Origin of the sequence: Flavobacterium sp. F52, assembly GCF_000278705.1 — a bacterium.
Classification (GTDB): domain Bacteria; phylum Bacteroidota; class Bacteroidia; order Flavobacteriales; family Flavobacteriaceae; genus Flavobacterium; species Flavobacterium anhuiense.
The window spans coordinates 236,615-262,456 of the sequence record NZ_AKZQ01000019.1; the positions used below are offsets into that span (position 1 = coordinate 236,615).

Annotated in this window: 21 protein-coding genes; 17 read left to right on the forward strand and 4 right to left on the reverse strand. The window is 33.3% G+C overall.

The genetic code is table 11. The features are described from left to right. The first annotated feature begins 227 nt into the window (after positions 1-227). On the forward strand, positions 228-1,124 hold the full coding sequence (locus tag FF52_RS06775) for a LysR family transcriptional regulator (RefSeq protein ID WP_008464070.1): 897 nt from the start codon (positions 228-230) through the stop codon (positions 1,122-1,124). 75 nt (positions 1,125-1,199) lie between these two features. Further along, the gene (locus FF52_RS06780; RefSeq protein WP_008464071.1) at positions 1,200-2,165 is read left to right on the forward strand and encodes a YeiH family protein; all 966 of its coding nucleotides are present in this window, start codon (positions 1,200-1,202) and stop codon (positions 2,163-2,165) included. A 152-nt stretch (positions 2,166-2,317) separates the two neighbouring features. Here FF52_RS06780 and FF52_RS06785 read toward each other — a convergent pair whose 3' ends face one another. Continuing rightward, positions 2,318-3,220 (reverse strand): hypothetical protein, encoded by a 903-nt coding sequence (locus FF52_RS06785; protein WP_237718534.1) that lies wholly within the window; start codon positions 3,218-3,220, stop codon positions 2,318-2,320. A 221-nt stretch (positions 3,221-3,441) separates the two neighbouring features. Between FF52_RS06785 and FF52_RS06790 the strand changes: the two genes are divergently transcribed. Then, the gene (locus tag FF52_RS06790; RefSeq protein WP_008464073.1) at positions 3,442-4,440 is read left to right on the forward strand and encodes a zinc dependent phospholipase C family protein; all 999 of its coding nucleotides are present in this window, start codon (positions 3,442-3,444) and stop codon (positions 4,438-4,440) included. A 98-nt stretch (positions 4,441-4,538) separates the two neighbouring features. Here the strand turns inward: FF52_RS06790 and FF52_RS06795 are convergent, their stop codons facing one another. Beyond that, positions 4,539-6,677, reverse strand: a complete 2,139-nt coding sequence (locus tag FF52_RS06795) for an LTA synthase family protein (protein ID WP_008464074.1) — start codon at positions 6,675-6,677, stop codon at positions 4,539-4,541. Between the two features lie 197 nt (positions 6,678-6,874). Here FF52_RS06795 and FF52_RS06800 point away from each other — a divergent pair, with 197 nt between their 5' ends. From FF52_RS06800 to hisIE, 10 genes are all read left to right on the forward strand, one after another. Next, positions 6,875-7,537, forward strand: a complete 663-nt coding sequence (locus FF52_RS06800) for a response regulator transcription factor (protein ID WP_008464075.1) — start codon at positions 6,875-6,877, stop codon at positions 7,535-7,537. Positions 7,538-7,540: 3 nt separating this feature from the next. Next, complete coding sequence (locus FF52_RS06805; RefSeq protein ID WP_008464076.1) at positions 7,541-8,941, forward strand: sensor histidine kinase; 1,401 nt, start codon at positions 7,541-7,543, stop codon at positions 8,939-8,941. A 311-nt stretch (positions 8,942-9,252) separates the two neighbouring features. Further along, positions 9,253-10,110 (forward strand): ATP phosphoribosyltransferase, encoded by an 858-nt coding sequence (hisG, locus tag FF52_RS06810; protein WP_008464079.1) that lies wholly within the window; start codon positions 9,253-9,255, stop codon positions 10,108-10,110. A gap of 156 nt (positions 10,111-10,266) precedes the next feature. Further along, a complete protein-coding gene (gene hisD / locus FF52_RS06815; RefSeq protein ID WP_008464081.1) occupies positions 10,267-11,550 on the forward strand; it encodes a histidinol dehydrogenase in 1,284 nt (427 codons plus the stop codon). Between the two features lie 97 nt (positions 11,551-11,647). Further along, positions 11,648-12,694 carry a histidinol-phosphate transaminase gene (gene hisC / locus FF52_RS06820; protein ID WP_008464083.1) on the forward strand — a complete coding sequence of 349 codons (1,047 nt, stop codon included), beginning with the start codon at positions 11,648-11,650 and terminating at the stop codon, positions 12,692-12,694. Between the two features lie 54 nt (positions 12,695-12,748). Next, the gene (gene hisB / locus FF52_RS06825; RefSeq protein ID WP_008464085.1) at positions 12,749-13,885 is read left to right on the forward strand and encodes a bifunctional histidinol-phosphatase/imidazoleglycerol-phosphate dehydratase HisB; all 1,137 of its coding nucleotides are present in this window, start codon (positions 12,749-12,751) and stop codon (positions 13,883-13,885) included. Between the two features lie 150 nt (positions 13,886-14,035). Continuing rightward, positions 14,036-14,617 carry an imidazole glycerol phosphate synthase subunit HisH gene (gene hisH / locus FF52_RS06830; protein ID WP_008464086.1) on the forward strand — a complete coding sequence of 194 codons (582 nt, stop codon included), beginning with the start codon at positions 14,036-14,038 and terminating at the stop codon, positions 14,615-14,617. 86 nt (positions 14,618-14,703) lie between these two features. Beyond that, on the forward strand, positions 14,704-15,429 hold the full coding sequence (hisA, locus tag FF52_RS06835) for a 1-(5-phosphoribosyl)-5-[(5-phosphoribosylamino)methylideneamino]imidazole-4-carboxamide isomerase (RefSeq protein ID WP_008464087.1): 726 nt from the start codon (positions 14,704-14,706) through the stop codon (positions 15,427-15,429). 74 nt (positions 15,430-15,503) lie between these two features. After that, on the forward strand, positions 15,504-16,259 hold the full coding sequence (gene hisF / locus FF52_RS06840) for an imidazole glycerol phosphate synthase subunit HisF (protein ID WP_008464088.1): 756 nt from the start codon (positions 15,504-15,506) through the stop codon (positions 16,257-16,259). Positions 16,260-16,353: 94 nt separating this feature from the next. Continuing rightward, positions 16,354-16,956 carry a bifunctional phosphoribosyl-AMP cyclohydrolase/phosphoribosyl-ATP diphosphatase HisIE gene (gene hisIE / locus FF52_RS06845; RefSeq protein ID WP_262486377.1) on the forward strand — a complete coding sequence of 201 codons (603 nt, stop codon included), beginning with the start codon at positions 16,354-16,356 and terminating at the stop codon, positions 16,954-16,956. A gap of 77 nt (positions 16,957-17,033) precedes the next feature. On the opposite strand, the gene FF52_RS06850 is transcribed toward hisIE, so the two are convergent. Further along, the gene (locus tag FF52_RS06850) at positions 17,034-17,732 is read right to left on the reverse strand and encodes a carbohydrate-binding family 9-like protein (protein ID WP_008464090.1); all 699 of its coding nucleotides are present in this window, start codon (positions 17,730-17,732) and stop codon (positions 17,034-17,036) included. A gap of 162 nt (positions 17,733-17,894) precedes the next feature. On the opposite strand from FF52_RS06850, the gene FF52_RS06855 reads away from it, so the two are divergent. Continuing rightward, positions 17,895-19,550, forward strand: coding sequence for a M1 family metallopeptidase (locus FF52_RS06855; RefSeq protein WP_008464091.1), 1,656 nt, complete (start codon positions 17,895-17,897; stop codon positions 19,548-19,550). A gap of 289 nt (positions 19,551-19,839) precedes the next feature. Here the strand turns inward: FF52_RS06855 and FF52_RS06860 are convergent, their stop codons facing one another. Further along, positions 19,840-21,384, reverse strand: coding sequence for a hypothetical protein (locus tag FF52_RS06860; protein ID WP_008464092.1), 1,545 nt, complete (start codon positions 21,382-21,384; stop codon positions 19,840-19,842). Between the two features lie 155 nt (positions 21,385-21,539). Here FF52_RS06860 and FF52_RS06865 point away from each other — a divergent pair, with 155 nt between their 5' ends. From FF52_RS06865 to ilvD, 3 genes are all read left to right on the forward strand, one after another. Then, the gene (locus tag FF52_RS06865) at positions 21,540-22,715 is read left to right on the forward strand and encodes a 2-isopropylmalate synthase (protein WP_008464093.1); all 1,176 of its coding nucleotides are present in this window, start codon (positions 21,540-21,542) and stop codon (positions 22,713-22,715) included. Positions 22,716-22,779: 64 nt separating this feature from the next. Further along, positions 22,780-23,898 carry a 3-isopropylmalate dehydrogenase gene (gene leuB, locus FF52_RS06870; RefSeq protein WP_008464095.1) on the forward strand — a complete coding sequence of 373 codons (1,119 nt, stop codon included), beginning with the start codon at positions 22,780-22,782 and terminating at the stop codon, positions 23,896-23,898. 267 nt (positions 23,899-24,165) lie between these two features. After that, positions 24,166-25,839, forward strand: a complete 1,674-nt coding sequence (gene ilvD, locus FF52_RS06875; RefSeq protein ID WP_008464097.1) for a dihydroxy-acid dehydratase — start codon at positions 24,166-24,168, stop codon at positions 25,837-25,839. Positions 25,840-25,842: the final 3 nt, after the last annotated feature.

Sequence of the window (25,842 nt, forward strand, 5' to 3'; positions counted from 1 at the left end):
AAACTGTTTTAGAGATCTAAATTTGATAATAAGATCTGTTTATAATAATATTTACGAAACAAACTCCGTTAGGAGTTTAAGATTGGTAGAAAAACGATCACAAAGTAAATTGCCCCGTAGGGACTATACAATAAGGCTGCATAATAAAACAAAAAAAAGGTTGAATTGAGGGGAAGGTTCAAAGTTTTTCTTGAAACTTTAAACATGAAACAAAACAAACAATAGTTATGGACTTTAGGCTAAAAGTTTTCTACACCGTTGCGCTCCGCCTTAATTTTACTAAAGCGGCAACAGAATTGTATATTACGCAGCCAGCAGTTTCTAAACATATTCAAGAATTAGAAGAAACTTATAAAACTAAACTTTTCGAACGAAACGGTTCTAAAATTGCCTTAACTCCAGCGGGAAAAATGCTGCAAAAATATACTAAAAGTATTTTTGATATTTATCGCGAGATAGATTTTGAGATGAGCTCATTTAATGCAGAACGTCAAGGTTTGCTTAGGTTAGGAGCGAGTACAACCATTTCGCAATATATTATTTCTCCAGTTTTAGCTAGTTTTCATCAGAAACAAAAAGACATAAAAGTCAATCTGCTGAATGGAAATACAGAACAAATCGAAACAGCTTTAATCAATAAAGAAATCGAAATCGGGATTGTTGAAGGGCAATCAAAAAATCAATCCATAAAATACATTCCGTTTTTAAAAGACGAACTGGTTTTAGTCTGCAATAGCAATAATCCTTTAGCAAAACAAAACGAAATTTCAGTAAATGATTTAAAATCAATGAAATTCATAACTCGAGAGCGTGGATCTGGAACACTTGAAGTTATAGAATTTGCCTTGAAAAAAGCAGGTTTAAAATTTTCAGATTTACAAATCGAAATGCAGCTTGGGAGCACAGAAAGTATAAAATCGTATTTATTAAATTCAGATTGTTTTGCCTTTATGTCTATTCATGCTGTAAATAAGGAATTGAAAAACAAAGAATTAATTGTTTTAGATGTAGAAAAGTTGTCAATAGAAAGATATTTTTATATTGCCACCTTACAAGGAAAATCAGACGCTTTGTCAGAATTATTTATTCAAAATTTAGCAAATCATTATAACCTGAAGTTATAGCCTATTGTAATTTGCGATTGGTGTTTTTAATATAAACGGCAGAACTTTGCGACATAATATCAATACCCATTTATTTTGAAAACAAAAGAACAAAGCACAGCACAATTATTTGAAATTAATCAGTCATTGCAGCAAGTTTTATTTCTCGCTGTAATTCTTTTATGTTTATTTTCAATTATATCCCCGCCAATTGCACTTTTGTTAGGTGTTTTGATTGTGAATCTTTTCGGAAATCCATTTGTAGAATTCAATCATAAAGCTATTACATTTTTATTGCAGTTTTCTGTGGTTGGTTTAGGGTTTGGAATGAATGCCAATAATGCAGTTTCTGCGGGAAAAGAAGGATTTGTTCTAACTGTTTTTTCAATTTTTAGTACTTTACTCTTCGGGTTTCTGTTGGGGAAATGGCTTAAAACAGAGAAAAAAACTTCTCATTTGATTTCTTGTGGAACAGCAATCTGTGGAGGAAGCGCTATTGCTGCCATTTCACCAGTAATCAAGTCAAACGAAAATCAAACTTCAATTGCTTTGGGTGTTATTTTTATACTCAATTCAATTGCCTTGTTTATTTTTCCGTTTATCGGACATCAATTGGATTTATCGCAAAAAGATTTTGGTTTATGGTGTGCCATTGCCATTCATGATACGAGTTCTGTAGTCGGAGCGGCAAATAAATATGGCGCAGAAGCCTTACAAGTTGCTACAACAGTAAAATTAGCAAGAGCTTTATGGATTATTCCCATTTCAATTTTGACTGCTTTTCTTTTTAAAAGCAAGAATTCAAAAATCAAAATACCTTATTTTATCGGTTTGTTTGTTGTGGCGATGTTAGTAAATACTTACGCTCCGTCAACAGCCTTTTTTACTGGCCATCTCGTTGGGATTGCCAAAATTGGTTTAACCATAACTTTGTTTTTGATTGGAGCAACTTTAAATTTTGCCACCTTAAAAACAGTAGGAGTAAAGCCTTTGCTTCAAGGAATTTTTCTTTGGATTTTTATAGCCGTTTTTGCTTTAGTGTCAATTCTTTATTTGGGCTAGTATTTTTTTAACCGCAAAGAGCGCAAGGAGTTACGCAAAGTTCGCAAAGCTTTGTTCAAAAAACTTTGCGAACTTTGCGTTTGTATTCTCAATCTTAAGTAAAAAATCTTTGTGTTCTTTGCGGTAAAAGCATACTCAAAAGTTTTTAACTATTACTTTACATTGGAGAATTTTACAATTGGTTTATCAATCATTTTGTAAAATTTTCCTTTGAAAGCATAACGTCTTTCAATCTCAAAATTAAACGACTTTTTTAATTTTGCCATAGCTGCAATTTCTTCTGGAAGATTTGTTTCGAATTCGTCTTGAGCTTTTAAAGCTTTATTAAACGTGCCTGTTGTTTTGACAATAATATCTCTAAAATGCTTTTTTGCATTATCATTCATAACTGTATATGTTCCAGACCATTGTATACTTTGGACGTTTGTAAGTTGATAATTGTCGACTTCCATTATCGGCTGATATTTTCCGTCAAAACCAGCAACCAAGTATAGCCATCCTTCAAAAGGACCGCCTGCGCCACCATTAACATGCAGCAATGTAAAAGCAAATTGATCCTCTCCAATTTCAATCAATTTTGGAGTTGGGCATTGCGCAAAAGCTCCAAATGCAGCAACTGCTGGCTGGAAAGATCGCATTTCCCATAAATTGCCATTTTTAGCAAATTTTGCCAAACCTAGCAATCCTCCAGAAAAACGCCCAGTCTGCAATCCGTCTTCATCATGGACAGAGTGATTAAAAGCTAGTATTTTGAATTGATTTCCTTTTGAATCTTTATAATCAATATTGGCTAAAAGTCTTGTTGCAACACCTTCGATATATGGAAATAATTGGTCGCCTTCGACACCATTTACGTCCAAAAAAGGAGCTGGTTTGCATGCTTTACATTTCCAGCTAATAAAATTATTTTTATCGGCAAAATGATAGAGATTGCCAGGAAATAGCTTTTGAATTGTTTTTATGCCATCAAGCGGTTCAGAAACTTTAAGAATCCTTTTTGGGTTTAATATAGTGTCGCTGATATTTTTTAGTTGAATGTCAGTTTCTTGTGCCAAGCATAAGGAGGAGGTAAGCAAGAAGAGATTTAAGATAATCTGGCGCATAAAAGTATATTAATTATAAAAACAAATATATAAAGAAAACTATTGTTAATATAAACTTCTGTTTCTTTTGGAGCGGAAAATCTCAAAAATCTAAATTTAGGAAATCTTAATTACAGTATTTTTTGCGTATTCTTTAATTAAAGCTAAATTTGCTCCCTCTAATAAAAAAACAAATGAAGAAAATCCAAATGAGACCAAAATTAATAGCTTTCGGAGCTTTAGTTATTGGGTTTATTATGCTGTCATGGGGAAATGTTGGCCATGAGCGTATTAACAAAGCAGCTGTAATGGCTTTACCAAAACAATTACAGATCTTTTTTTACAACCACATTGATTTTATTACACAAGAAGCTTCGGTTCCCGATATCCGTAAGTATGCTTTAAATTATAAAGAAGAAGGCCCAAGGCATTATTTCGATATGGAAAACTTTGGATCTGCTGACACATATCCACAAACATTAGAAGAAGCAAAACAAAAGTACGATGCTAAATTTTTGAGCGATAACGGAATTCTACCTTGGTATATTGAAGATATGATGGCAAAATTGACAAAGGCTTTTAAAGAAAAAAATAGAGCTGAAATCTTATTTCTTGCAGCAGATTTAGGTCACTATATTGGCGATGCTCACATGCCTTTGCACACTTCTAAAAATCATGACGGACAATTGACTGATCAAAAGGGAATTCATTCACTTTGGGAAAGTAGATTGCCAGAATTATTTGTTAAGAATTATAAATTAAATGTTCCAGAAGCTCAGTATTATGCCGATGTTCATAAAGCCATTTGGGATATGATTAATGATACTCACAGTTTTGCACAGCCTTTATTGGACATTGATAAAAAGCTAAGAACTGCAACTCCTGAAAACAAAGTTTTTGAAATGGATGCTGATGGTAAAATCGCTAAAACAAAATACAATACTTCTAAGTTTTCTGATGAATATGCTGGGAAATTGCATGCAGAATTAAACGGAATGGTTGAAAGTCAAATGAGAAAAGCAATTTCTGCAACGGCAAGTTTTTGGTATACTGCTTGGGTAAATGCAGGAAAACCAGATTTGAGCGATTTGGATTCGCCAGCTGTTACTCAAAGAAACTACCAATTTTTGCAGGATGATTTAAAATTATACCAGAAAGGAAATTTATTTGGAATGAAAAATCAGAACGACTAATTTTTGTTTCAAGTTTTAAGTTTCATGTTTCAAGTTAAGCTGAAACTATAAACAAAAGCCTCAAATTCTTTACGATTTTGAGGCTTTTGTTTTTCTTTTTAATGATGAATGTTTGCATATAATTTTTTATGCTTATCGGCTAAATCTTTAAACTGATATTCTTTCTCTTTTAAAACATATGAAGCTGATTGATAGTAAGAAATAGTTTCGTCGACCAAGTTCTTGTTTTCAGTTTTTAGCGGAATTTCATCATAATGGATTTGAAATTCTGGAGAGATTCCGGCTCTTTCGTAAAGTTTCAATTGAAACTGTTTTATCTGTTGCTTTGGAGATAAAATTGTCAAAACATTATCTTTTATTAAACCAAGATCTTGATAAGTTGCTATAAAAGCTCTAGGCTGATAATCTGGTTTAAATACATCACGGCCAAAGAATTTGCTTTCGTAGTCAAAATTTAAAAGTCCAAATAATGTTGGCATGAGGTCAATCTGCGACATTAATTTGGTGTATTTTTCAGGTTTTATATCTGAAGAATATATTAGAGCTGGAATTCTGTATTTATCCAACGGAAGTTCTGTTTTTCCTGCACTAGAAGCACAGTGATCGGCTACAATTACAAAAACAGTATTTTTAAACCAAGGCTGTTTTTCTGCCTGTTTAAAGAATTGTTTAAGTGCGTAATCAGTATATTTCACGCCTCCGTCTCGTGATTTGATATTTCCGGGAATGTCAATTTTATTGTTTGGATAAGTAAAAGGTCTATGGTTGCTAACAGTCATGATATGATTGAAGAAAGGCTTATTTTGTTTAGCCTCAGCATTCATAACTTTAATTGCTTTGTTATACATGTCTTCATCGCAAACTCCCCACACGTTCGAAAAAGTAACTTCATTTTCAGCAAAACTCGATTTGTCAATAATTTGATAGCCGTTTCCAGTATAAAAATCCTGCATATTGTCAAAAAAAGCATCTCCACCGTACATGAATTTCACATTATACCCTTTTTTAAGGAATACAGATCCAGTCGAGAACTTGTTTTTGTTGTCTTCTCTTTTAACCACACTTTCGCCAGCTGTAGGAGGAAGGCATAAAGTTACAGCTTCAAGTCCACGAACTGTGCGGTTTCCTGCTGCATACACATTTGTAAAGAGTAAACTTTTTTGTGCAAGACTGTCTAAAAATGGCGTAATATTTTGCTCGTTTCCATACATTTTCATAAAATCGGCGCTTAAGCTTTCAATAGTAATTAATACCACATTTTTATGCTGTTCAAGAGAAGTCTCTTTTATTTCGTGTAAAGTGTTTTTACCAGAAATAGCAGGTAAATCCTGTTTTAACAAAGCAAATGCTTTTTCGTTCGGAATTGTTTTGTAAAATTTAAAATAATCCAATTTATTATTCTGAAAAGCCAGATAGAATTTATAGATTCCGTTCGATTGCAGTTCATTAACAAAGACGTTTTTAGAATTTTCTGTTTTGGCTAATCCTGGAACAGCCAACAATGACGCAACAAATAAAACTGCATAAAGAGCTGTAATTTTCAATTTTTCATTAAAATTTGGAATCTCATCAATATAATTTCTAGAATTCTTAATAATGAAATAAGCAATAGTTCCTGTAACGATAAATAAAGCAGAAAATATAGGAACGACTGGATAAGACTGCATAATATTTCCTATGACTTCATTAGTGTAGATTAGGTAATTAACTGCGATGAAATTATATTTTACTCCAAATTCATTCCAGAAGAAGAATTCGCTTATCGCATTTTGAAGAATCAATAAAACGTATAAAAAGATCACAAAAGCAAAAAGCCAAAACCTGATTTTATCTCTGTGTTTTGGAAGGAAAAGGAAAAGCGCAAACAAAAGTGTTTTTAAGGAAACAAAAATCAAAACGATTCTGGGTAAAGCACCGCCGTATTCGTCAAAAATGCTTTTTCCTGATACGATATAAAGCAAAAGCGCTACAAAACCTGCCAGAATAATATACCCGTAAGGCTTGTTGTATTTTGAATTGGAAATAAAAATAAGGTAAAGCCACAAAAAGCCCGAAGCTAGTACAAACACGAAAGCATCTGACAATAAGCCAAGTGAGAATATTTTTAAGCTCTCTGTAAAAGTAAACGAACTTTGAGTAATGGGATGGAAAAGCAATACCATTCTAAGCGTAAAACTTACAATAAAATACAGTAGAGCAAGGTTATAGAAAGGCGAAAGTTTTTTGTAAAAATTCATCGGACTTATTTTTTTACAAAATTAATTTCGAATGATTAACGCCAGATTAAGTTCCACTTTTACCTTACTTAACATTGACTTAATGTTTGCTTAAGAAGTTGATTGCCTTTTTTATTAATGATAAGGATTATTTCTGAGAGCTAAATTATCTATCTTTGAATTGGTAAAATGAATTCAAATTTAATCAGATACGATAAATGCATATTTTAATAGTTGAAGACGAAGTAGGAATTGTTCAATTTCTAAAACAAGGTTTGCAAGAAGAAGGGTATCAAATTACTACAGCTGCTGATGGTTCTAAAGGTTTTGAACTGGTTCAGGAACAAAAATTTGATTTAATTCTTTTAGATTGGATGTTGCCAAAAATAAACGGCCTAGATTTGTGCAAAGCTATTAGAGTTAAAGATCATTTTACTCCAATTATTTTTTTAACTGCAAAAGACACAGTTCAAGAAACTATTGAAGGCCTGAAAGCTGGTGCAAACGATTATATCAAAAAGCCTTTTAGTTTTGAAGAATTGGTGGAGCGAATTAAAGTTCACTTTAGAAATAAAAAACAAACTGAAACCCTAACTCTCGGAAATATTACGATGGACTTGTCCAGACATATTGTATTGAAAGGAGATGAAGAAATTTCGCTGACCCAACGCGAATTTGAATTACTAGCTTATTTAATACAGCATAAAGGAAAAGTCTGTACCAGAAACCAGATTTTGCGAGACGTCTGGGAAATTAATTTTGAGTACGATACAGGTGTTATTGATGTTTTCATGAATGCCATTAGAAAAAAACTGAACCTTAAAATCGAGGAAGACTATATTAAAACCATCCGAGGCATTGGATATATTGCTAATGATTAACAAATGACATCATTATCTTTTAAAGACAGAATAGCACTAAATTATATCGTAGGAACTGGGCTTTTGGTTTTGGCGGTTTTTTCTGCTATTTATTTTATTGTAAAACTGACTGTTTACAATCATATAGATGAAAATTTAAACATAGAAGTTCAAGATCATCTTAGGGAAATTAAAATTGAAAAAGGTAGGGTCGTTTTTATGGATGCGGAAGAATGGGAAGAAAGAGAGCATAATTCTGTTGATGTAAATCCTGTATTTGTCCAGTTTTTAGATTTAAATAAAAAAATAATAGAAAAGTCTCCGAACTTAAAAAATGAAAAACTCGTTTTTCATGAAAATAAAAATCATTTTCAACTTTTTGATGCACAATTATTAGGCAATAAAATTCGCCAAATCCAAGTTCCGCTTCACGTGCACTCCAAAAAAGTTGGATATTTGATTATTGCCATGTCACTTTCAGATTCTTCAAAAGTATTGGATAATTTGATGGATACCTTATTAATTACTTTTCCAATCATTCTTTTGATTCTTTTTTTCTTAGCAAGATTTTATGCTGGAAGAAGCATAAAGCCGATAAATAATATTATTCAGACTTCTAAGATTATTACAAAAGACAATCTGAAAGCACGTATTCCGCTTCCAAAAACAAGAGACGAATTATTTGTGCTTTCTAAGACTATTAATAATTTATTAAATCGAATTGAAGACGCAATAGAGCGCGAAAAACAATTCACTTCTGATGCTTCTCATGAATTGAGAACACCTTTAACTGTTATTAAAGGAACACTTGAAGTGCTTATACGTAAACCCCGTGACAACAAAGAATACGAAGAAAAAATTAATTATTGTATTAATGAGGTAGACCATTTGAATTCTCTTGTTGATCAGCTGCTTATGATGGCTCGATTTGAGAATCAAAAACAGAATATTCTTAAAGAAAAAGTTTATTTAAATGCTGTCGTTTTAGATGTACTGAAATTAAATACAGAGAAAATTAAAGTAGGAAAAGTAAATGTGATTTTAGACGCTTCAGAAGAGTTTTATATTTATTCCGATAATTACTTAGCGGTAACAATTCTTCGAAATATCATCTCAAATGCCATAAAATACTCAAAACCCGATAGTGAAGTTCGAATTTCCTTATCGAGAGAAAACGAGAAAATTATCTGCAATATTTCAGATCAAGGAATTGGAATCGCAAAAAAAGATTTAGAATCTATTTTGAATCCTTTCTTCAGATCAGATTCTTTAAATCATTCAGAAATAAAAGGAACTGGGCTTGGTTTGTTTATTGTAAAACGAATGACCGATTTGCTTAAAATTAAATTTAAAATTGAAAGCGAAATTGGTATAGGCACGCGAGTTTTATTGGTTTTTGATGAATATGATAATTCGTTAAAGTAATTTAAAATCATTAACTAAAATGCCCTTCAAAACGATTTTTAACAATAAACTATCGTTAAGTTAAAATAAAAATTGCTTTTTAATTATTTTATCTAGTATATTTGCAACCGAATCAAAGAAGTAAAAAACAAAACAAATCATGATTTCAATTCAATTACATCATCATCATTTACATTATTGCTCTCAAGCGATGTGTTAATGGTATGCATGTAAATCATCATATTTTAAAACCCGTTTGAGTACATCAAACGGGTTTTTTAATTCAAGCTCTCTTTGTACTCAAACTATTAATTCAACAAACAACTAAAAAAATGAGTACTTTAAAAATTGCAATTCAAAAATCTGGACGTTTAAATGAAGACAGCATTCAAATCTTAAAGGACTGCGGTATTTCAATCAACAACGGAATCGACCAGTTAAAAGCCGAGGCTTCAAATTTTCCTCTTGAAGTTTTATATCTTAGAAATTCAGATATTCCTCAATATTTAATCGATGGAGTGGTAGATTTAGCTATAGTTGGCGATAATCTTTTGGTAGAAAAAGGAAAAGGAATCGAAGTGGTCCAGAAATTAGGATTTTCAAAATGCAAGGTTTCTGTTGCTGTTCCTAAAACCTTCGAATACAATTCGGTGCAAGATTTAGCAAATCTTCGTATTGCTACCTCTTATCCCAATACAGTTACCGAATATTTTAATAAATTTGGTCTGACTGTAGATATTCACCAAATCTCTGGTTCTGTAGAAATTGCTCCAAATATTGGTCTTGCAGATGCCATTGTAGATATTGTTTCTAGCGGAAGCACTTTGTTCAAAAACAACTTAAAAGAAGTTGAAGTTATTTTGAAAAGTGAAGCAGTTTTGGCAGTTTCACCAAAAGTTTCTCCAGAAATCCAGAAACACATTGATACTTTAAAATTCAGAATTCAAGCTGTTTTAAGAGCTAGAAATTCAAAATATATCCTAATGAACGTTCCAAATGACAAAATTGAAGCAGTTGGAAAAATCCTTCCAGTTTTAAGAAGTTTAACGGTTCTTCCGCTAGCGCAAGAAGGTTGGAGCAGTGTTCACTCAGTAATCGACAAAGATACTTTTTGGGATGTAATAGATCAGTTAAAAGAAGTAGGAGCAGAAGGAATTCTAGTTTGTCCAATTGAGAAAATGGTACTATAAAAAAAGCAGAAATTCCAATATGAAAATTGCTTCACCTATTCGCTATCGCTCGAGTCCAAATTCCAAGTTGCGGATGCAGCTTTGCGAACTTAGCGTTTTTTCAAGACAAAGAGAATAATAAAACCTTGCGCCCTTTGCGGTTAAAAAAATAAAGGCATGAATAAAATAGATAATCCAAAACCAGAAATCTGGTCAGAAATATTAAAAAGACCGACTAAAACTGTAGACGATATAGAACTTACGGTAAAAGAAATCTTTAAAGAAGTTCAAAGAAAAGGAGATGAAGCTGTTGCAAAATATACTTCGATTTTTGACGGAATTTCTCAAGACAATTATGAAGTTTCACAAGCAGAAATTGAAGAAGCGATTAGCTTGATTCCGAACGAGCTGAAAGAAGCTATTGAATTAGCGAAAGACAATATTTATAAGTTCCACAACGCTCAAAAAACAGATCGTGTTTCTGTTGAAACTATTGAAGGAGTAAACTGTTGGCAGGAGAAAAGACCAATTCAAAAAATCGGTTTGTATATTCCTGGAGGAACAGCGCCTTTGTTTTCGACTGTTTTAATGTTGGCTGTTCCTGCTGAGATTGCTGGCTGTAAAGAAATTGTGTTATGTTCTCCGCCAGATAAAAAAGGAAAAATTAATCCCGCCATTTTGTATGCTGCAAATTTATGCAGTGTAACTAAAATTCTAAAAGTTGGCGGAATCCAAGCTATTGCAGGAATGACTTTCGGGACACAATCAATTCCGAAAGTATATAAGATTTTCGGACCAGGAAATCAATTTGTAACGGTTGCGAAACAGTTGGCAACTCAATTTGGCGTTGCAATTGATATGCCTGCAGGGCCTTCAGAACTGTTAATTGTTGCTGATGATACAGCGGTTCCAGCTTTTGTAGCTTCAGATTTATTATCTCAAGCAGAACACGGAACTGACAGTCAGGTAATTTTAGTTTCGACTTCAAAAAAGCTAATTGCAGAAGTAGAAAAAGAAGTTCAATCACAATTGGAAGTTCTTCCTAGAAAAGCTATAGCAGAAAAAGCAATTGAAAATTCAAAATTGATTTATGTCGAAAATGATCAGATTGCTTTAGATTTAATCAATGAATATGGCCCAGAACATTTTATAATCTGCTCAGAATATGATGATTTCTATTGCAACGGAATTGTAAACGCAGGTTCTGTCTTCATAGGGAATTATACGCCCGAAAGTGCTGGAGATTACGCTTCGGGAACCAATCATACATTGCCAACAAATGGTTATGCGAAGAATTACAGCGGTGTAAATCTAGACAGTTTTATGAAATCAATGACATTCCAGAAAATTTCAGAAAAAGGAATTCAAAACATTGGAAAAGCTATAGAATTAATGGCTGAAGCCGAAGGGTTACAAGCGCATAAGAATGCTGTGACGCTGAGATTAAAGAGTTTAGAATAAGAAAGAGAAAAGAAGCAAGAAGAAAGATATTGAGTGGGTAAGATAAGAAGTCTTTTCTCTTGTTTCTTGTTTCTAATAGTCCAAAAAACAACAACAAATGAACATATTCGATATAAACACAATAACTAGAGAAAACGTAAAATCGTTAAAACCCTATTCTTCTGCGAGAGATGAGTTTGAAGATTTTGATACAGCGGAAATGATTTTTTTGGATGCCAATGAAAATCCGTATCAGAATGGCGTAAATCGTTATCCAGATCCTCAGCAGAATTCGGTTAAAGTGATTTTGGCTAAAAATAATTTAGTAAAGCAAAGTCAGATTTTGCTAGGAAACGGAAGTGATGAAGTTTTAGACTTGCTTTTTAGAGCTTTTTGTGAACCTAACAAAGACAATGTTATTTCGCTTCCGCCTACATATGGTATGTACGGAGTTTTGGCAAACATCAATGCAGTAGAAAATAGAGAAGTTTTGCTTTCAACCGATTTTCAGCCTCAGGTTGAAAAGATTTTAGAAGCAGTTGACGAAAACACTAAAATCATCTTTTTGTGTTCGCCAAACAATCCAACGGGAAATTCTTTCTCTGATGAAAGCGTAGTGAAATTGCTTCAAAACTTCAATGGTTTAGTGGTAATTGATGAAGCCTATATTGATTTTTCAGATAAAGAAAGCTGGCTGACAGAAATCGACGAATATCCGAATTTAGTGATTACTCAAACTCTTTCAAAAGCGTATGGTTTAGCTGGGATTCGTTTAGGAATTTGTTATGCTTCTGAGGAAGTGATTTCAATTTTAAACAAAATCAAACCGCCTTATAACGTAAATGAATTAACACAGCAAAGAGCTAAAGAACGTTTAAAAGATTCTGATAAAATTAAACAAGAAATAGCTTCTATTATTGAGCAAAGAGAAGAGTTGCTTAAAGTATTGCTTGAAGTAAATTTTGTTGAGAAAGTGTATCCAACAGAAGCCAATTTTATCTTGGCAAAAGTAGATGACGCAAACAAAAGATACGACCAGTTAATCGAAAAAGGAATTGTTATCAGAAACAGAACAACACAACCTTTATGTGAAAATTGTCTTCGTTTTACAATAGGAACAAAAGAAGAAAATGCGGTTGTAATTAGAGAATTGAAATTGTTATAAACTATGACAGACCTAACAGGTTTTTAAAACCTGCTAGGTCTCAAACTATAAACCATGAAAAAAGTACTTTTTATCGATCGTGACGGGACGATTGTTTTAGAACCTGAAAATTATCAATTAGATAGCCTAGATAAACTGGAGTTTTATCCAAAAGCATTTCAATATTTGGCTAAAATTGCTGCTGAATTAGATTACGAATTGGCAATGGTAACGAATCAGGACGGCTTAGGAACTGATAGTTTTCCAGAAGATACATTTTGGCCAACGCAGAATTTTATTCTAAAAGCATTTGAAAACGAAGGAGTTGTTTTTGATGAAATCTTCGTTGACAGAACTTTTCCAGAAGAAAATGCGCCAACTCGCAAACCAAGAACCGGAATGCTGACTAAATATTTGAATAATCCAGAATATGATTTGGCGAATTCTTTTGTTTTAGGTGATCGTTTGACTGATGTTGAATTGGCTAAAAATCTTGGTGCAAAAGCGATTTTCATGAACGATACGGATGGAATTGGAAGCAATGAAATTTCATCTAAACGTGAAGAATTGAATGAAACAATCGTTTTACAGACAATGGATTGGAAGAAAATCTATGAGTTTTTGAAATTAGAAGCGCGCTCAGCCTCAATTACAAGAAAAACAAATGAAACAGATATTTACATTAATCTGAATCTTGACGGAACAGGAAAAAGCAAAATCGATACTGGAATTGCGTTTTTCGACCACATGTTAGACCAAATCTCACGTCATGGTCAAATGGACTTAGAAATCATAGTAAAAGGCGATTTAGAAGTCGATGAGCACCATACAATTGAAGATACAGCAATTGCCTTAGGAGAAGTTTTCGCGAAAGCGTTAGGAAATAAATTAGGAATAGAACGTTATGGTTTCTGCCTTCCAATGGATGATTGTTTAGCACAAGCTGCAATTGATTTTGGCGGAAGAAACTGGCTTGTTTGGGAAACTGAATTCAAACGCGAAATGGTAGGTAAAATGCCAACAGAAATGTTTTATCATTTCTTTAAATCATTTACAGACGGCGCAAAAGCCAACTTAAATATAAAAGCAGAAGGAATTAACGAGCATCACAAAATTGAAGCTATTTTTAAAGCTTTCGCAAAAGCCATAAAAGTAGCCGTAAAAAGGGATACAGAAAAAATGATTTTGCCAAGTACTAAAGGTATGTTGTAAAAAAGTTTAACCGCAAAGTACGCAAAGCACACAAGTTTTTTCGCGTTCTTAGCGTAAATCTTTGCGAACCTAGCGGTTAAGTAAAATAGTATTAATGATTTTAAGTTGAAGAGAAATCTAAAATCTAAAATCTAAAATCTAAAAATAATTTTGAAAATAGTAATTATAAATTACGGAGCAGGGAATATTCAGAGCATTATGTTTGCTATTGAAAGATTGGGTTTTAAAGCTGTTCTGAGTAATAATCCAGAGGAAATTAAATCGGCAGATAAAGTGATTTTTCCTGGCGTTGGCGAGGCGAGTTCAGCTATGGCTAAACTTCGCGAAAGCGGTTTGAACAGTTTGATTCCTCAATTAAAACAGCCAGTTTTGGGAATCTGTCTTGGAATGCAATTGATGTGCAATAAGACCGAAGAAGGAAATACCGAAGGTTTAGGGATTTTTGATGTTGATGTTTTGAAATTTTCAAACAACGTAAAAGTGCCTCAAATGGGCTGGAATCAGATTTATGATTTAAAAACTGATTTGTTTAAGGATGTTTCTGAAAATGAATTTATGTATTTGGTTCACAGTTTTTACGCTCCAAATTGCCAATACGCTGTGGCTAAAACTAATTATGATGTAGAATATGCATCGGCATTACAAAAAGATAATTTTTACGGAACACAATTTCACCCAGAAAAAAGCGGTGATGTTGGAGAAAAGATTCTCGGAAACTTTTTAAAAATGTAAAAACTTCAATATCAATCAAAATATCAAAAATCAATTTCAATTTTTAGAATCTAAAAATCTAAAATTAGAAATCTAAAATAATAAAAATGAGAATAATACCAGCCATAGATATCATTGATGGAAAATGCGTTCGTTTGTCCAAAGGTGATTATGATACGAAAATAATTTACAACGAGAATCCGCTTGAAGTGGCAAAATCATTTGAAGCGCACGGAATCGAATATCTGCATTTAGTAGATCTTGACGGCGCAAAATCAAGCAAAATTGTCAATTATAAGATTTTAGAACAAATCGCTACACAAACCAGCTTAAAAATTGATTTTGGTGGCGGATTAAAATCAGACGACGATTTGAGAATTGCTTTTGAAAGCGGTGCTAATCAAATTACTGGCGGAAGCATTGCCGTAAAAAACAGAACAATCTTCGAAAAATGGATTTCACAATATGGAACTGAGAAAATCATTCTGGGAGCTGATGCTAAAGACGAAAAAATTGCTGTTTCAGGCTGGTTAGAAGAATCAAATGAAGATTTGATTCCATTCATTCAAGATTATCAATCGAAAGGAATTCAGTACGTTATCTGTACAGATATTGCCAAAGACGGAATGCTTCAAGGTCCAAGTTTTGATTTGTATAAAAAGATTTTAGCAGAAGGGGAAGGTGTAAAATTAATCGCTTCAGGCGGAATTTCGACTTTCGAGGAATTGCCCAAACTAGCAGAATTAGGCTGTGAGGGGACAATTATAGGAAAAGCAATTTACGAAGGAAGAATTACTTTGAAACAGTTAGAAAACTATATAATTGGTTTATAGTTATTAGTTGTCGGCTGATAGTTTATCGCATTAACCAACAACAATCAACCAATAACCAACAACTAAAATAAAAAATGTTAGCAAAAAGAATAATACCTTGTTTAGATATAAAAAACGGAAGAACCGTAAAAGGCGTTAATTTCGTTGACTTGCGAGACGCTGGAGATCCAGTTGAATTGGCGGCAATTTACTCGGCTGAAGGCGCAGACGAATTGGTTTTTCTGGATATTTCGGCAACAGAAGAAAGACGTAAAACACTTGTCAATATGGTGCGAAGTGTTGCAGAAAAAATCAATATTCCGTTTACGGTTGGTGGTGGGATTTCATCTGTTGAAGATGTTGATATTCTGCTGAATAATGGAGCTGATAAAGTTTCAATCAATTCATCGGCAGTTAAAAATCCACAATTAATTAATGATTTAGCGCAGAAATTTGGAAGCCAATGTGTTGTAGTAGCAATTGATGCCAAGCAAATCGACGGACAATGGATTGTGCATTTAGTTGGCGGAAAAGTACCAACTGAATTGAATTTATTTGACTGGGCTGTTGAAGTGGCAGAACGTGGTGCAGGAGAGATTTTATTTACTTCTATGGATAATGACGGAACCAAAAATGGGTTTGCAAACGAAGCTTTGGCTAAACTTTCAGAATTAGTAAATATTCCGATTATTGCTTCTGGAGGAGCTGGAAATATTCAGCATTTCGTAGATTCGTTTCAAAAAGGAAAAGCAGACGCAGCTTTAGCGGCAAGTGTTTTCCACTTTAAAGAAATCGAAATTAAAGCCCTAAAACAAGAATTAAGAGATAATAATATAGAAGTGAGAATTTGAGAAAAATTCTAATTTTTAAATTCCAAATTCCAATAATCCGAGTTTAGAAATTAATCTAAAATCTTCCCGATAGCTATCGGGACTAAAATCTAAAATTAAAATGGAAATCGATATCAAAAGCGCACACGGATTAATTCCGGCGATAATTCAGGATTCAGAAACAAAAAATGTTTTGATGCTGGGATATATGAACGAAGAATCGCTTCAAAAAACAATAGAAACACAAAAAGTAACTTTTTTCAGCCGATCCAAACAAAGACTTTGGACAAAAGGCGAGGAGAGTGGCAACTTTTTAAATTTAGTAAGCATTAAAAATGACTGTGACGGCGATACGCTTTTAATTCAGGCAAAACCTGTCGGGCCAACATGTCATACAGGAGCAGATACCTGTTGGCAAGAACCAAATGATGCGAATTACGGTTTTATTTCTCAGTTGGAAAATACAATTAAAACCCGTAGAGAAAATGCTGATTCTGAACAGAGTTATGTGGCTTCTTTGTTTGCAAAAGGAATAAATAAAATAGCGCAAAAAGTAGGTGAGGAAGCTGTAGAAGTCGTTATCGAAGCGAAAGACGATAATGACGATTTATTCCTTAGCGAAAGCGCCGATCTACTATTTCACTATTTGATTTTATTACAGGCGAAAGGTTATAAACTGAATGACGTTGTTGAAGTTTTGAAAAGACGTCAAAAATAGTTTTGTTGTTTCAAGTTTCAAGTTTCAAGTTGCTCACAGAACATGAAACTTAAAACTTGAAACTTGAATCAAAATTATTACTCCACAAACTCAAAAACCGCAAATTCTTGTGGCTGATGAAATCCAAAAACTGAAGTTTTATAAGGCTGTAAAGCAATGTATTCAGTGGTTTCACCGTAATCAATTCTAAAAGCATTTCCTCGCCATTTTGTCCCAGTTTTCGGTTTTTTAAAGCCGCCATTTTCAATTTTTTTGAGGCTAGAAAAAGGGATTTTGATTTCTACTGTATAGCCATCAGAATTTATTTTGCTTACAGATTCTAAGCCTTTAATATCGAAATCCATTGCCGTATTCCATCCTCCACATTCTGGCGAAATGCATTTTAAAACCAAATCGTAATTTGTAGAAAATGCATTCACTCCAATTTCAATATAATTTTGGCCATCTCCATCTGGATCTAGAAAAATTTCAGCTAAATCATCGGTGTTGAATATTTGAGAATCTTTTGTTTGCGGTGCTCCAATGATTTTAGAATCAGTGCATTTATAAGCTATATATAGGTTTCTGCTATTCCACGAAAGTGAAACAAAAGTTTGTTGGGAAGCTTTTTCGCCTGTGTTATGAATTGAAAACGGATCAAGAAAAGGCGTTTTCCACTCTGATAAATCACCATCAATATTAATTTCGCCATTTGTTTTATGAACAGGAAATGTCTGAGAATAAACGGATAATTGGCAGAATAAAAGCGAAACAATAGTAATGTATTGCAATTTCATAAAACACTAAATAGAATTGAATCGCTAAAATAAAGAAAATGAGTTTATCTATTGTTTTTGATTGTTAAAATGATAAAAATTTAAAAAGTTTGATATGAATGTTTACATTTGTTGAAGATTAAAACAGGTTTGACAACCTTATTTATTTCAAATTTATAAATAATGAAAAAACACTTTTGTGGGGCATTTATCGCCTTTTTAGTTGGTTTTGCGGCCAATGCTCAGGGACTTTTAAATAAGTCAGAAACCGTTTTTACACATCAAGACACTTTACGCGGAAGCATCACAAAGGAAAGAGCTTGGTGGGATTTAAAATATTATCATCTTAATGTAAAGGTAAATCCAAAAGAAAAATCAATTTCAGGTTCGAATACTGTTCGTTATACTGTTTTGACAGAAAATAACCGTATGCAGATCGATTTGCAGCAGCCAATGAATATTACCAAGGTAACGCAGAACGGAAAAGAATTAAAATTTGAAAGAGATGGAAATGCGTTTTTTATTACTTTAAATGAAAAACAAAAAGTTGGTGATACTAAGGAGATTATAGTTTATTATGAAGGAAAACCGAAAGAAGCTGTAAGAGCACCATGGGATGGAGGTTTTTCTTGGAAAAAAGATAAAAACGGAAAAGATTTTATTGCTACATCTTGTCAGGGTTTAGGCGCTAGTGTTTGGTGGCCTTGCAAAGATCATATGTATGATGAAGTAGAAAATATGCTTATCAGCGTGAATGTGCCAGGAGATTTAACGGAGGTTTCTAACGGAAGACTGAAAAGCGTTAAAAAAGAAAAAGACGGAACTAAAACTTTCAATTGGTATGTTTCTAATCCAATTAATAATTACGGTGTAAACATCAATATTGGTGACTATGTAAATTTCTCTGAAGTATTTAAAGGGGAAAAAGGAAATTTAGATTGTAATTATTATGTTCTTAAAGATAATTTAGCTTTAGCTAAAGAACATTTCAAAGATGCTCCAAAAATGTTGAAAGCTTTTGAAAGCTGGTTTGGACCATATCCTTTTTACGAAGACAGCTATAAATTGGTAGAAGTGCCTTATTTAGGAATGGAGCACCAAAGTTCTGTAACTTATGGAAACCAATATAAACAAGGTTATTTAGGACGTGACTTAAGTGGAACAGGTTGGGGACTAAAATTTGATTTTATCATCATTCATGAATCTGGACACGAATGGTACGCTAACAATATTACCTACAAAGATATTGCAGATATGTGGGTTCATGAGAGTTTTACCAATTATTCTGAGAGCCTTTTTGTAGAGTATTATTATGGTAAAGAAGCTGGTGCTGAATATGTTATTGGATGCAGACAAAATATTGAAAATGACAAGCCAATCATCGGGTATTATGATGTAAATAATGAAGGATCTGGAGATATGTATCCAAAAGGAGCCAATATGCTTCATACAATTCGTCAAATAATTAATGATGATGCTAAATGGAAATCGATTTTAAGAGGCATGAATAAGACTTTTTATCATCAAACCGTTACAGGAAAACAGATTCAAGATTATATTAACGAACAATCTGGAATTAATTTCAATAGAGTTTTTGCACAATATTTAACCACAACCCAAATTCCGGTTTTTGAATATATGTTTAAAAACGGAACTTTTGGTTACCATTGGACTAATTGTGTTTCTAAATTTGATATGCCAGTAAAAGTTAAAATTAATGGAGTAGAAACTTGGTTAAAACCAACCACAGAATGGCAGTCTATAAAAACAGATAACGAAGACAGAAAACTGGAAGTAGACAAAAACTTCTATGTTACTACTTCTAATATAGTCGAATAAAAATTCGACAAATTTCAATTTTTAAAATCCCAAATTCCAATTTTAAGTGGAGTTTGGGATTTTTTTGATTTTGAAACCCGACAGGTTTTTAAAAACTGTCGGGTTTGTAGTTTTTAGCATCTAGTATGTCATTTCGACGAAGGAGAAATCTCCACAAGAAACTCCACAAAGATTGGACTTTTGTTACAGAGCTACTTGCGAAGATTTCTCCTTCGTCGAAATGACAAAAAAGCCTTGAAATTCAAGGCTTTTTATTGGGATTTGGAATTTCTTTATTAGAATTTAAATCTTAACGATTATTCAATTTCGCTTTCTCCTTAATAATATCAGCAATTTTCCTATTTTCGATTTTGCTTTCGAGCCACGAAATGATATCTAAATATAAGAAAGCCCTTTTTTCATATGTATTCTTTTCAAGCTCAACGAAACGAGTGTGCATTTTCTTGAATTCCTTTTTGATATCAGCAGGATAGAAGTTGTTTAGGTTTCTTAAAAACTTGATAATTTCTTTTTGAACTTCATGCAAGTCGTTCATTTTCAATAAGAACTTATATGTGCTTTTTAAATGATTTTCTAAATAATAATCCTTCCCAAGCTCATAATGCGCAATAAGCGACAATAATCTCGCAAAACACATTAAATCTTCACGCATCGTCAAGTTTTTATTGTTGATGATTTTGTCTAAATAATTGATGCACTCATTGTATTTTTCGTTACCAAAATAAATAGAAGCAATTTTATAGAAAAACAACATCTCGTGATGCTCGTCAAGATGTTCGCTGTGCAATTTCAGTTTATTTAAAATCTCAGGAATCAGATATTCGCTTTCTGCAAATGTTCCTTCTAATATATGCAGATTCAATTTATTGTTATAGACATATAAGAAAGACAATGAGGCAAGATTATCGTTTACAGGAAATTTAGGATCAGCGATTGTTTCTTCCAGAAGATTTAGATATTTCTTGAAATTCGATTTATATTTTAACATATAAAGCGATTCTAAGAAATAATGATTTCCTTTTAAGAAGAAAACAGGATTCAGATAAATCATATTTGGATTGTCATAGAAAAGCTGAACCCATTTATAAGCAAATTTATAACTCGCCAAGAAATCTTGTACTAGAAAGCTTCGCCAAAGATTGGCATTGTAAAACCAATACTTTTCTCGGAAACCAAATTTACTCTCATCAAGCTTGGAAATATGCTTATTAAAGTAATCATCAATATATCTGTACTCTTCATCATTTTTAACATAACCTGTTTTCAGCATGATTCCGTACAGCTGAAGAGATAAATTGGATAATTTGCTTGAAATAGTATTTCTATAATTCAATTCTTTGGCCTGAACTACCAATTCGTCAGCACGACCTTGAATACTTCGGGTGATGTATTGCGATTCAATTAGCTTTTCGAATTCAACAATTTCATACGCCATATATTTTTCATCATTCTCTAAAGCTTGCTGTTTGGTTTTATCCAATATTTTCAAGCTCTGCTTATATAATCCTTTATTATAAAGAATAACAGCAAAATCCATTTGCTCTCGAAGCTGATAACGAATATTCTGACTAGGAATATTTAGTCTTATACTAACCAGGATTTGTTTGTATAAGTATGATTTTAAGTTAGATAACTGCACTTTTTGGATAACACCACTTTTCAAAATGAGTTTTTCATCGTAAACTTCAGATTTATCTAAAATGTTGAATAATTCGATAAATTTTGTATTTGAACTCGTTTCTAATCGGCTTGCAAAAATTTTAAACTGCCTTTTTTCTGATTTCGAAAGTGATTTGATTAGAACAAATAAGAAATCTTTTTGATGGTTAGCCATTGTAAAAAATAATAATATAACTTACTGATTATAAGTTAGTTAATATAGTATAAGTCGTTTTATAAACAGTATAATTTCATTAAAATGAATTTCATACTGTAATAGTACAATATATATTTGTTATCAAGATGTGAAATTACATTAAATAAATGAATATGAATAGAGAGAAAGTTCAAATTTTTGACACCACATTGCGAGATGGTGAACAAGTTCCAGGATGTAAGTTAGATACTAAACAGAAATTAGTTATCGCAGAACGACTAGACAAAATGGGAGTTGACATTATCGAAGCAGGCTTTCCTGTGTCAAGTCCGGGCGATTTTTTATCGGTCTCTGAGATTTGTAAAATTGTAGAAAATGCAACCGTCTGTGGACTAACAAGAGCCGTAAAAAACGACATTGATGTTGCTGCAGCTGCTTTAAAGCATGCTAAGAAACCTAGAATCCATACTGGAATCGGAACTTCGGAATCTCACATACTCCACAAATTAAATACTACGCCTGAAGATATTATTGCAAGAGCAAAATTTGCTGTATCACACGCTAAATCTTATGTAGAAGATGTTGAATTCTACGCTGAAGATGCTGGTAGAACAGACAATGCGTTCTTAGCTAAAGTTTGTGAAGAAGTTATCAAATCTGGAGCTACAGTATTGAATATTCCTGATACTACTGGATATTGTCTTCCAGAAGAATACGGAGCAAAAATTAAATACTTAAAAGAAAACGTAAAAGGAATCGAAAACGTTATCCTTTCATGCCACTGTCATAATGATTTAGGAATGGCAACTGCAAATTCGATCGCAGGAGCTATAAATGGAGCAAGACAAATTGAATGTACTATTAATGGTATAGGCGAAAGAGCTGGAAACACTGCACTTGAAGAAGTGGTAATGATTTTCAAACAGCACCCTTACTTAAATTTAGATACAAACATTAATACAAGAGAATTGAACGAAATGAGCCGTTTAGTTTCTGAAAGTATGGGAATGATTGTACAGCCAAATAAAGCAATTGTTGGAGCAAATGCTTTTGCACACAGTTCTGGTATTCACCAAGATGGTGTAATCAAAAACAGAGCAACTTACGAGATCATGGATCCGCTAGATGTGGGAGTGAATGAATCTTCAATCATTTTAACAGCAAGAAGCGGAAGAGCTGCTTTGGCTTACCGTGCTAAAAAAGTAGGTTACGAATTGACAAAAACACAATTGGATATCGTTTACATCGAATTCTTGAAATTCGCTGATATTAAAAAAGAAGTTGTAGACGCAGATATCCACCAAATTATAGAAGCTTCTAAAATAGAAGGAGATTTAATAAGAAACTAAAATAAGTATAAAAATAAGAGTTTAAGGAACAATAAGGATTTAAAGACATAAAGAGCGAGAGATTATGAATTTAAAAATTGCAGTTTTACCAGGAGATGGAATTGGACCTGAAGTAATATTACAGGCTAAAAAAGCTTTGTACGCCATTGGCGAAGTGTATAATCATGAATTTGTTTTTGAAGAAGCACTGATGGGAGCGGTTGCTATCGATAAAACGGGAAGCCCTTTGCCGGAGCAGACTCTAAATCTGTGCTTAAATACAGATGCGGTTTTGCTTGGTGCAATTGGAGATCCTAAATATGATAACAATCCAAATGCAAAGGTTCGCCCAGAGCAAGGATTATTAAAATTGCGAAAAGAATTAGGATTGTTTGCTAATATTCGTCCTATAAAACCTTATAAAGCCTTAATCGAATCTTCTCCTTTAAAAAGAGAAATTATTGAAGGAGCTGATTTTACCATTTTTAGAGAATTAACTGGTGGAGCTTATTTTGGAACTAAAACACTTAATGAAGAAGGAACACATGCTTCGGATTTATGTGAATATTCAGAAGAAGAAATTACAAGAATTGCACATTTAGCTTTTAAATCGGCGCAAAAAAGACGTAAAAAGCTAACAATGGTAGACAAAGCAAATGTTTTGGAAACTTCAAGATTATGGAGAAAAGTCGTTCAGAAAGTGAGCGAAGAGTATTCAGATGTTAAACTTGATTTCTTATTTGTGGATAATGCAGCAATGCAGTTAATCTTAAATCCGAAACAATTTGATGTGATTTTGACTGAGAATTTGTTCGGAGATATTTTATCTGATGAAGCTAGCGTAATTACAGGTTCAATTGGATTATTGCCATCGGTATCTTTAGGTGAAAAAAATGCTTTGTTTGAACCAATTCACGGATCATATCCACAGGCGAAAGGCAAAAACATTGCCAATCCGATTGCTTCCATTTTGGCTGCAGCACTTTTGCTAGAGCACTTTGGATTAACTAAAGAAGCTCATGTAATCTATAAAGCGGTTGAAAAAGCAATTGAATACAAAGTAGTTACAGTTGATTTGAGGCCAGACTCAAAATTTGGAACAAATGAAGTTGGAGAGTTTGTTTCTAATTTTATTTTCAGCAAAGATGATTTGCTTTATTTCAATAATGACAATGTAAGTATTGGGCAATCTACAATTGTTTAATATTTTTTGTTAAAACTTGAATATAATCACAAGAAGTATTGTAAATGTTGAGATTTTATTTTTTTACTTCCAGAAGTTTATTTACTTTTGTGACACTAAAAAATAAATGATGCAAATCTCAATTATTATTACTTCTGTCGTTGTTGTCAATGTGATTCACACATCTGCATCGGGAATGTTATAAATATAATTGAAAGACTATATTACAAACCTTCCAAATACTGGAAGGTTTTTTTTTGAACAAAAAATTAAAAAAATAAAACTATAATGGAATTAAATAAGTACAGCAAGACCATCACACAAGATCAAACACAGCCTGCGGCGCAAGCGATGTTGTACGGAATTGGTTTAACTGAAGAAGATTTAAAAAAAGCACAAGTTGGAATTGTGAGCATGGGTTACGATGGTAACACTTGTAACATGCACCTTAATGATTTAGCACAAGATGTTAAAAAAGGTGTCTGGGATGCAGATCTTGTCGGACTTATTTTTAATACCATTGGTGTCAGTGATGGTATTTCTAACGGAACTGAAGGTATGCGTTACTCACTAGTTTCTCGTGATGTAATTGCAGATTCTATCGAAACAGTTGTGGGAGCACAATGGTATGATAGTTTAATTGCAATTCCTGGATGCGATAAAAATATGCCTGGTGCTTTAATTGCAATGGGGAGGTTAAACCGCCCATCTCTTATGGTTTACGGAGGTTCTATCCATTCTGGAAAATGGAAAGGAGAATCTTTAAATATCGTTTCTGCTTTTGAAGCTTTAGGAAAAAAAGTAAAAGGCGAAATTACTCCAGAAGATTTTAAAGGTGTTATTCAAAATGCTTGCCCAGGAGCTGGTGCTTGCGGTGGAATGTACACTGCAAATACAATGTCTTCTGCTATTGAAGCATTAGGGATGAGTTTGCCTTATAGTTCTTCAAACCCTGCTTTAAGTCAGGAGAAAAGAGACGAATGTCTTGAAGCTGGAAAAGCAATCAAAATATTATTAGAAAAAGATATTAAGCCAAGAGACATTATGACTCGCAAGGCTTTTGAAAACGCTATCACAATTGTAGCTGTTTTAGGTGGTTCTACAAATGCTGTTATGCACTTAATTGCAATGGCTCACTCAGTTGGAATCACAATTACATTAGATGATTTCCAAGCAATTAACGATAGAACACCAGTATTGGCAGACATGAAGCCAAGCGGTAAATACATGATGGAAGACATTCACGAAGTAGGAGGTATTCCAGCAGTTATGAAATACTTATTGAAAGTTGGGCTTATTCATGGGGATTGTTTAACAGTTACAGGAAAAACAGTTGCAGAAAACTTAGCTTCAACTCCAGATTTACAAGACGGACAAGAAGTAATTCATGAAATTCAAAAAGCATTAAAACCAACAGGAAATATTCAGGTATTATACGGAAATCTTGCTACTGAAGGTGCTGTAGCAAAAATCAGCGGAAAAGAAGGAGAATATTTCGAAGGGCCAGCTGTTGTATTTGAAGGTGAATTTGAAGTAATTCCAGGTCTTCAAGCCGGAAAGATTAAACCAGGTAATGTAGTCGTCATCAGGGGTTGTGGACCAAAAGGTGGTCCGGGAATGCCTGAAATGCTGAAGCCTACATCTGCGATTATTGGAGCTGGATTAGGAAGCAGTTGTGCGCTAATTACAGACGGTAGATTCTCGGGCGGTTCGCACGGTTTCGTGGTAGGACACGTTACACCAGAAGCATATGACGGTGGTGGTATTGCACTAGTAAAAGATGGTGACTTAATCGCCATTGATGCTGTGAAAAATACAATCGACCTGAAGATATCTGACGAAGAATTTGCAGCAAGAAAAGCGGCTTGGGTTCAGCCGGCTTTAAAAGTTGACAGAGGGGTTTTACTTAAATACGCTAAGTCGGTTTCGAGTGCATCAACAGGATGTGTAACCGATAAATAATTA

Coding starts and splice junctions, on each gene's coding strand:
- hisC (WP_008464083.1), top strand. CDS start 11,648: ATGAACATATTCGATATAAACACAATAACTAGAGAAAACGTAAAATCG.
- FF52_RS06855 (WP_008464091.1), top strand. CDS start 17,895: ATGAAAAAACACTTTTGTGGGGCATTTATCGCCTTTTTAGTTGGTTTT.
- FF52_RS06860 (WP_008464092.1), bottom strand. CDS start 21,384: ATGGCTAACCATCAAAAAGATTTCTTATTTGTTCTAATCAAATCACTT.
- FF52_RS06850 (WP_008464090.1), bottom strand. CDS start 17,732: ATGAAATTGCAATACATTACTATTGTTTCGCTTTTATTCTGCCAATTA.
- hisD (WP_008464081.1), top strand. CDS start 10,267: ATGAATAAAATAGATAATCCAAAACCAGAAATCTGGTCAGAAATATTA.
- hisB (WP_008464085.1), top strand. CDS start 12,749: ATGAAAAAAGTACTTTTTATCGATCGTGACGGGACGATTGTTTTAGAA.
- FF52_RS06805 (WP_008464076.1), top strand. CDS start 7,541: ATGACATCATTATCTTTTAAAGACAGAATAGCACTAAATTATATCGTA.
- FF52_RS06865 (WP_008464093.1), top strand. CDS start 21,540: ATGAATAGAGAGAAAGTTCAAATTTTTGACACCACATTGCGAGATGGT.
- FF52_RS06775 (WP_008464070.1), top strand. CDS start 228: ATGGACTTTAGGCTAAAAGTTTTCTACACCGTTGCGCTCCGCCTTAAT.
- FF52_RS06795 (WP_008464074.1), bottom strand. CDS start 6,677: ATGAATTTTTACAAAAAACTTTCGCCTTTCTATAACCTTGCTCTACTG.
- ilvD (WP_008464097.1), top strand. CDS start 24,166: ATGGAATTAAATAAGTACAGCAAGACCATCACACAAGATCAAACACAG.
- hisG (WP_008464079.1), top strand. CDS start 9,253: ATGAGTACTTTAAAAATTGCAATTCAAAAATCTGGACGTTTAAATGAA.
- hisF (WP_008464088.1), top strand. CDS start 15,504: ATGTTAGCAAAAAGAATAATACCTTGTTTAGATATAAAAAACGGAAGA.
- leuB (WP_008464095.1), top strand. CDS start 22,780: ATGAATTTAAAAATTGCAGTTTTACCAGGAGATGGAATTGGACCTGAA.
- FF52_RS06800 (WP_008464075.1), top strand. CDS start 6,875: ATGCATATTTTAATAGTTGAAGACGAAGTAGGAATTGTTCAATTTCTA.
- hisA (WP_008464087.1), top strand. CDS start 14,704: ATGAGAATAATACCAGCCATAGATATCATTGATGGAAAATGCGTTCGT.
- FF52_RS06790 (WP_008464073.1), top strand. CDS start 3,442: ATGAAGAAAATCCAAATGAGACCAAAATTAATAGCTTTCGGAGCTTTA.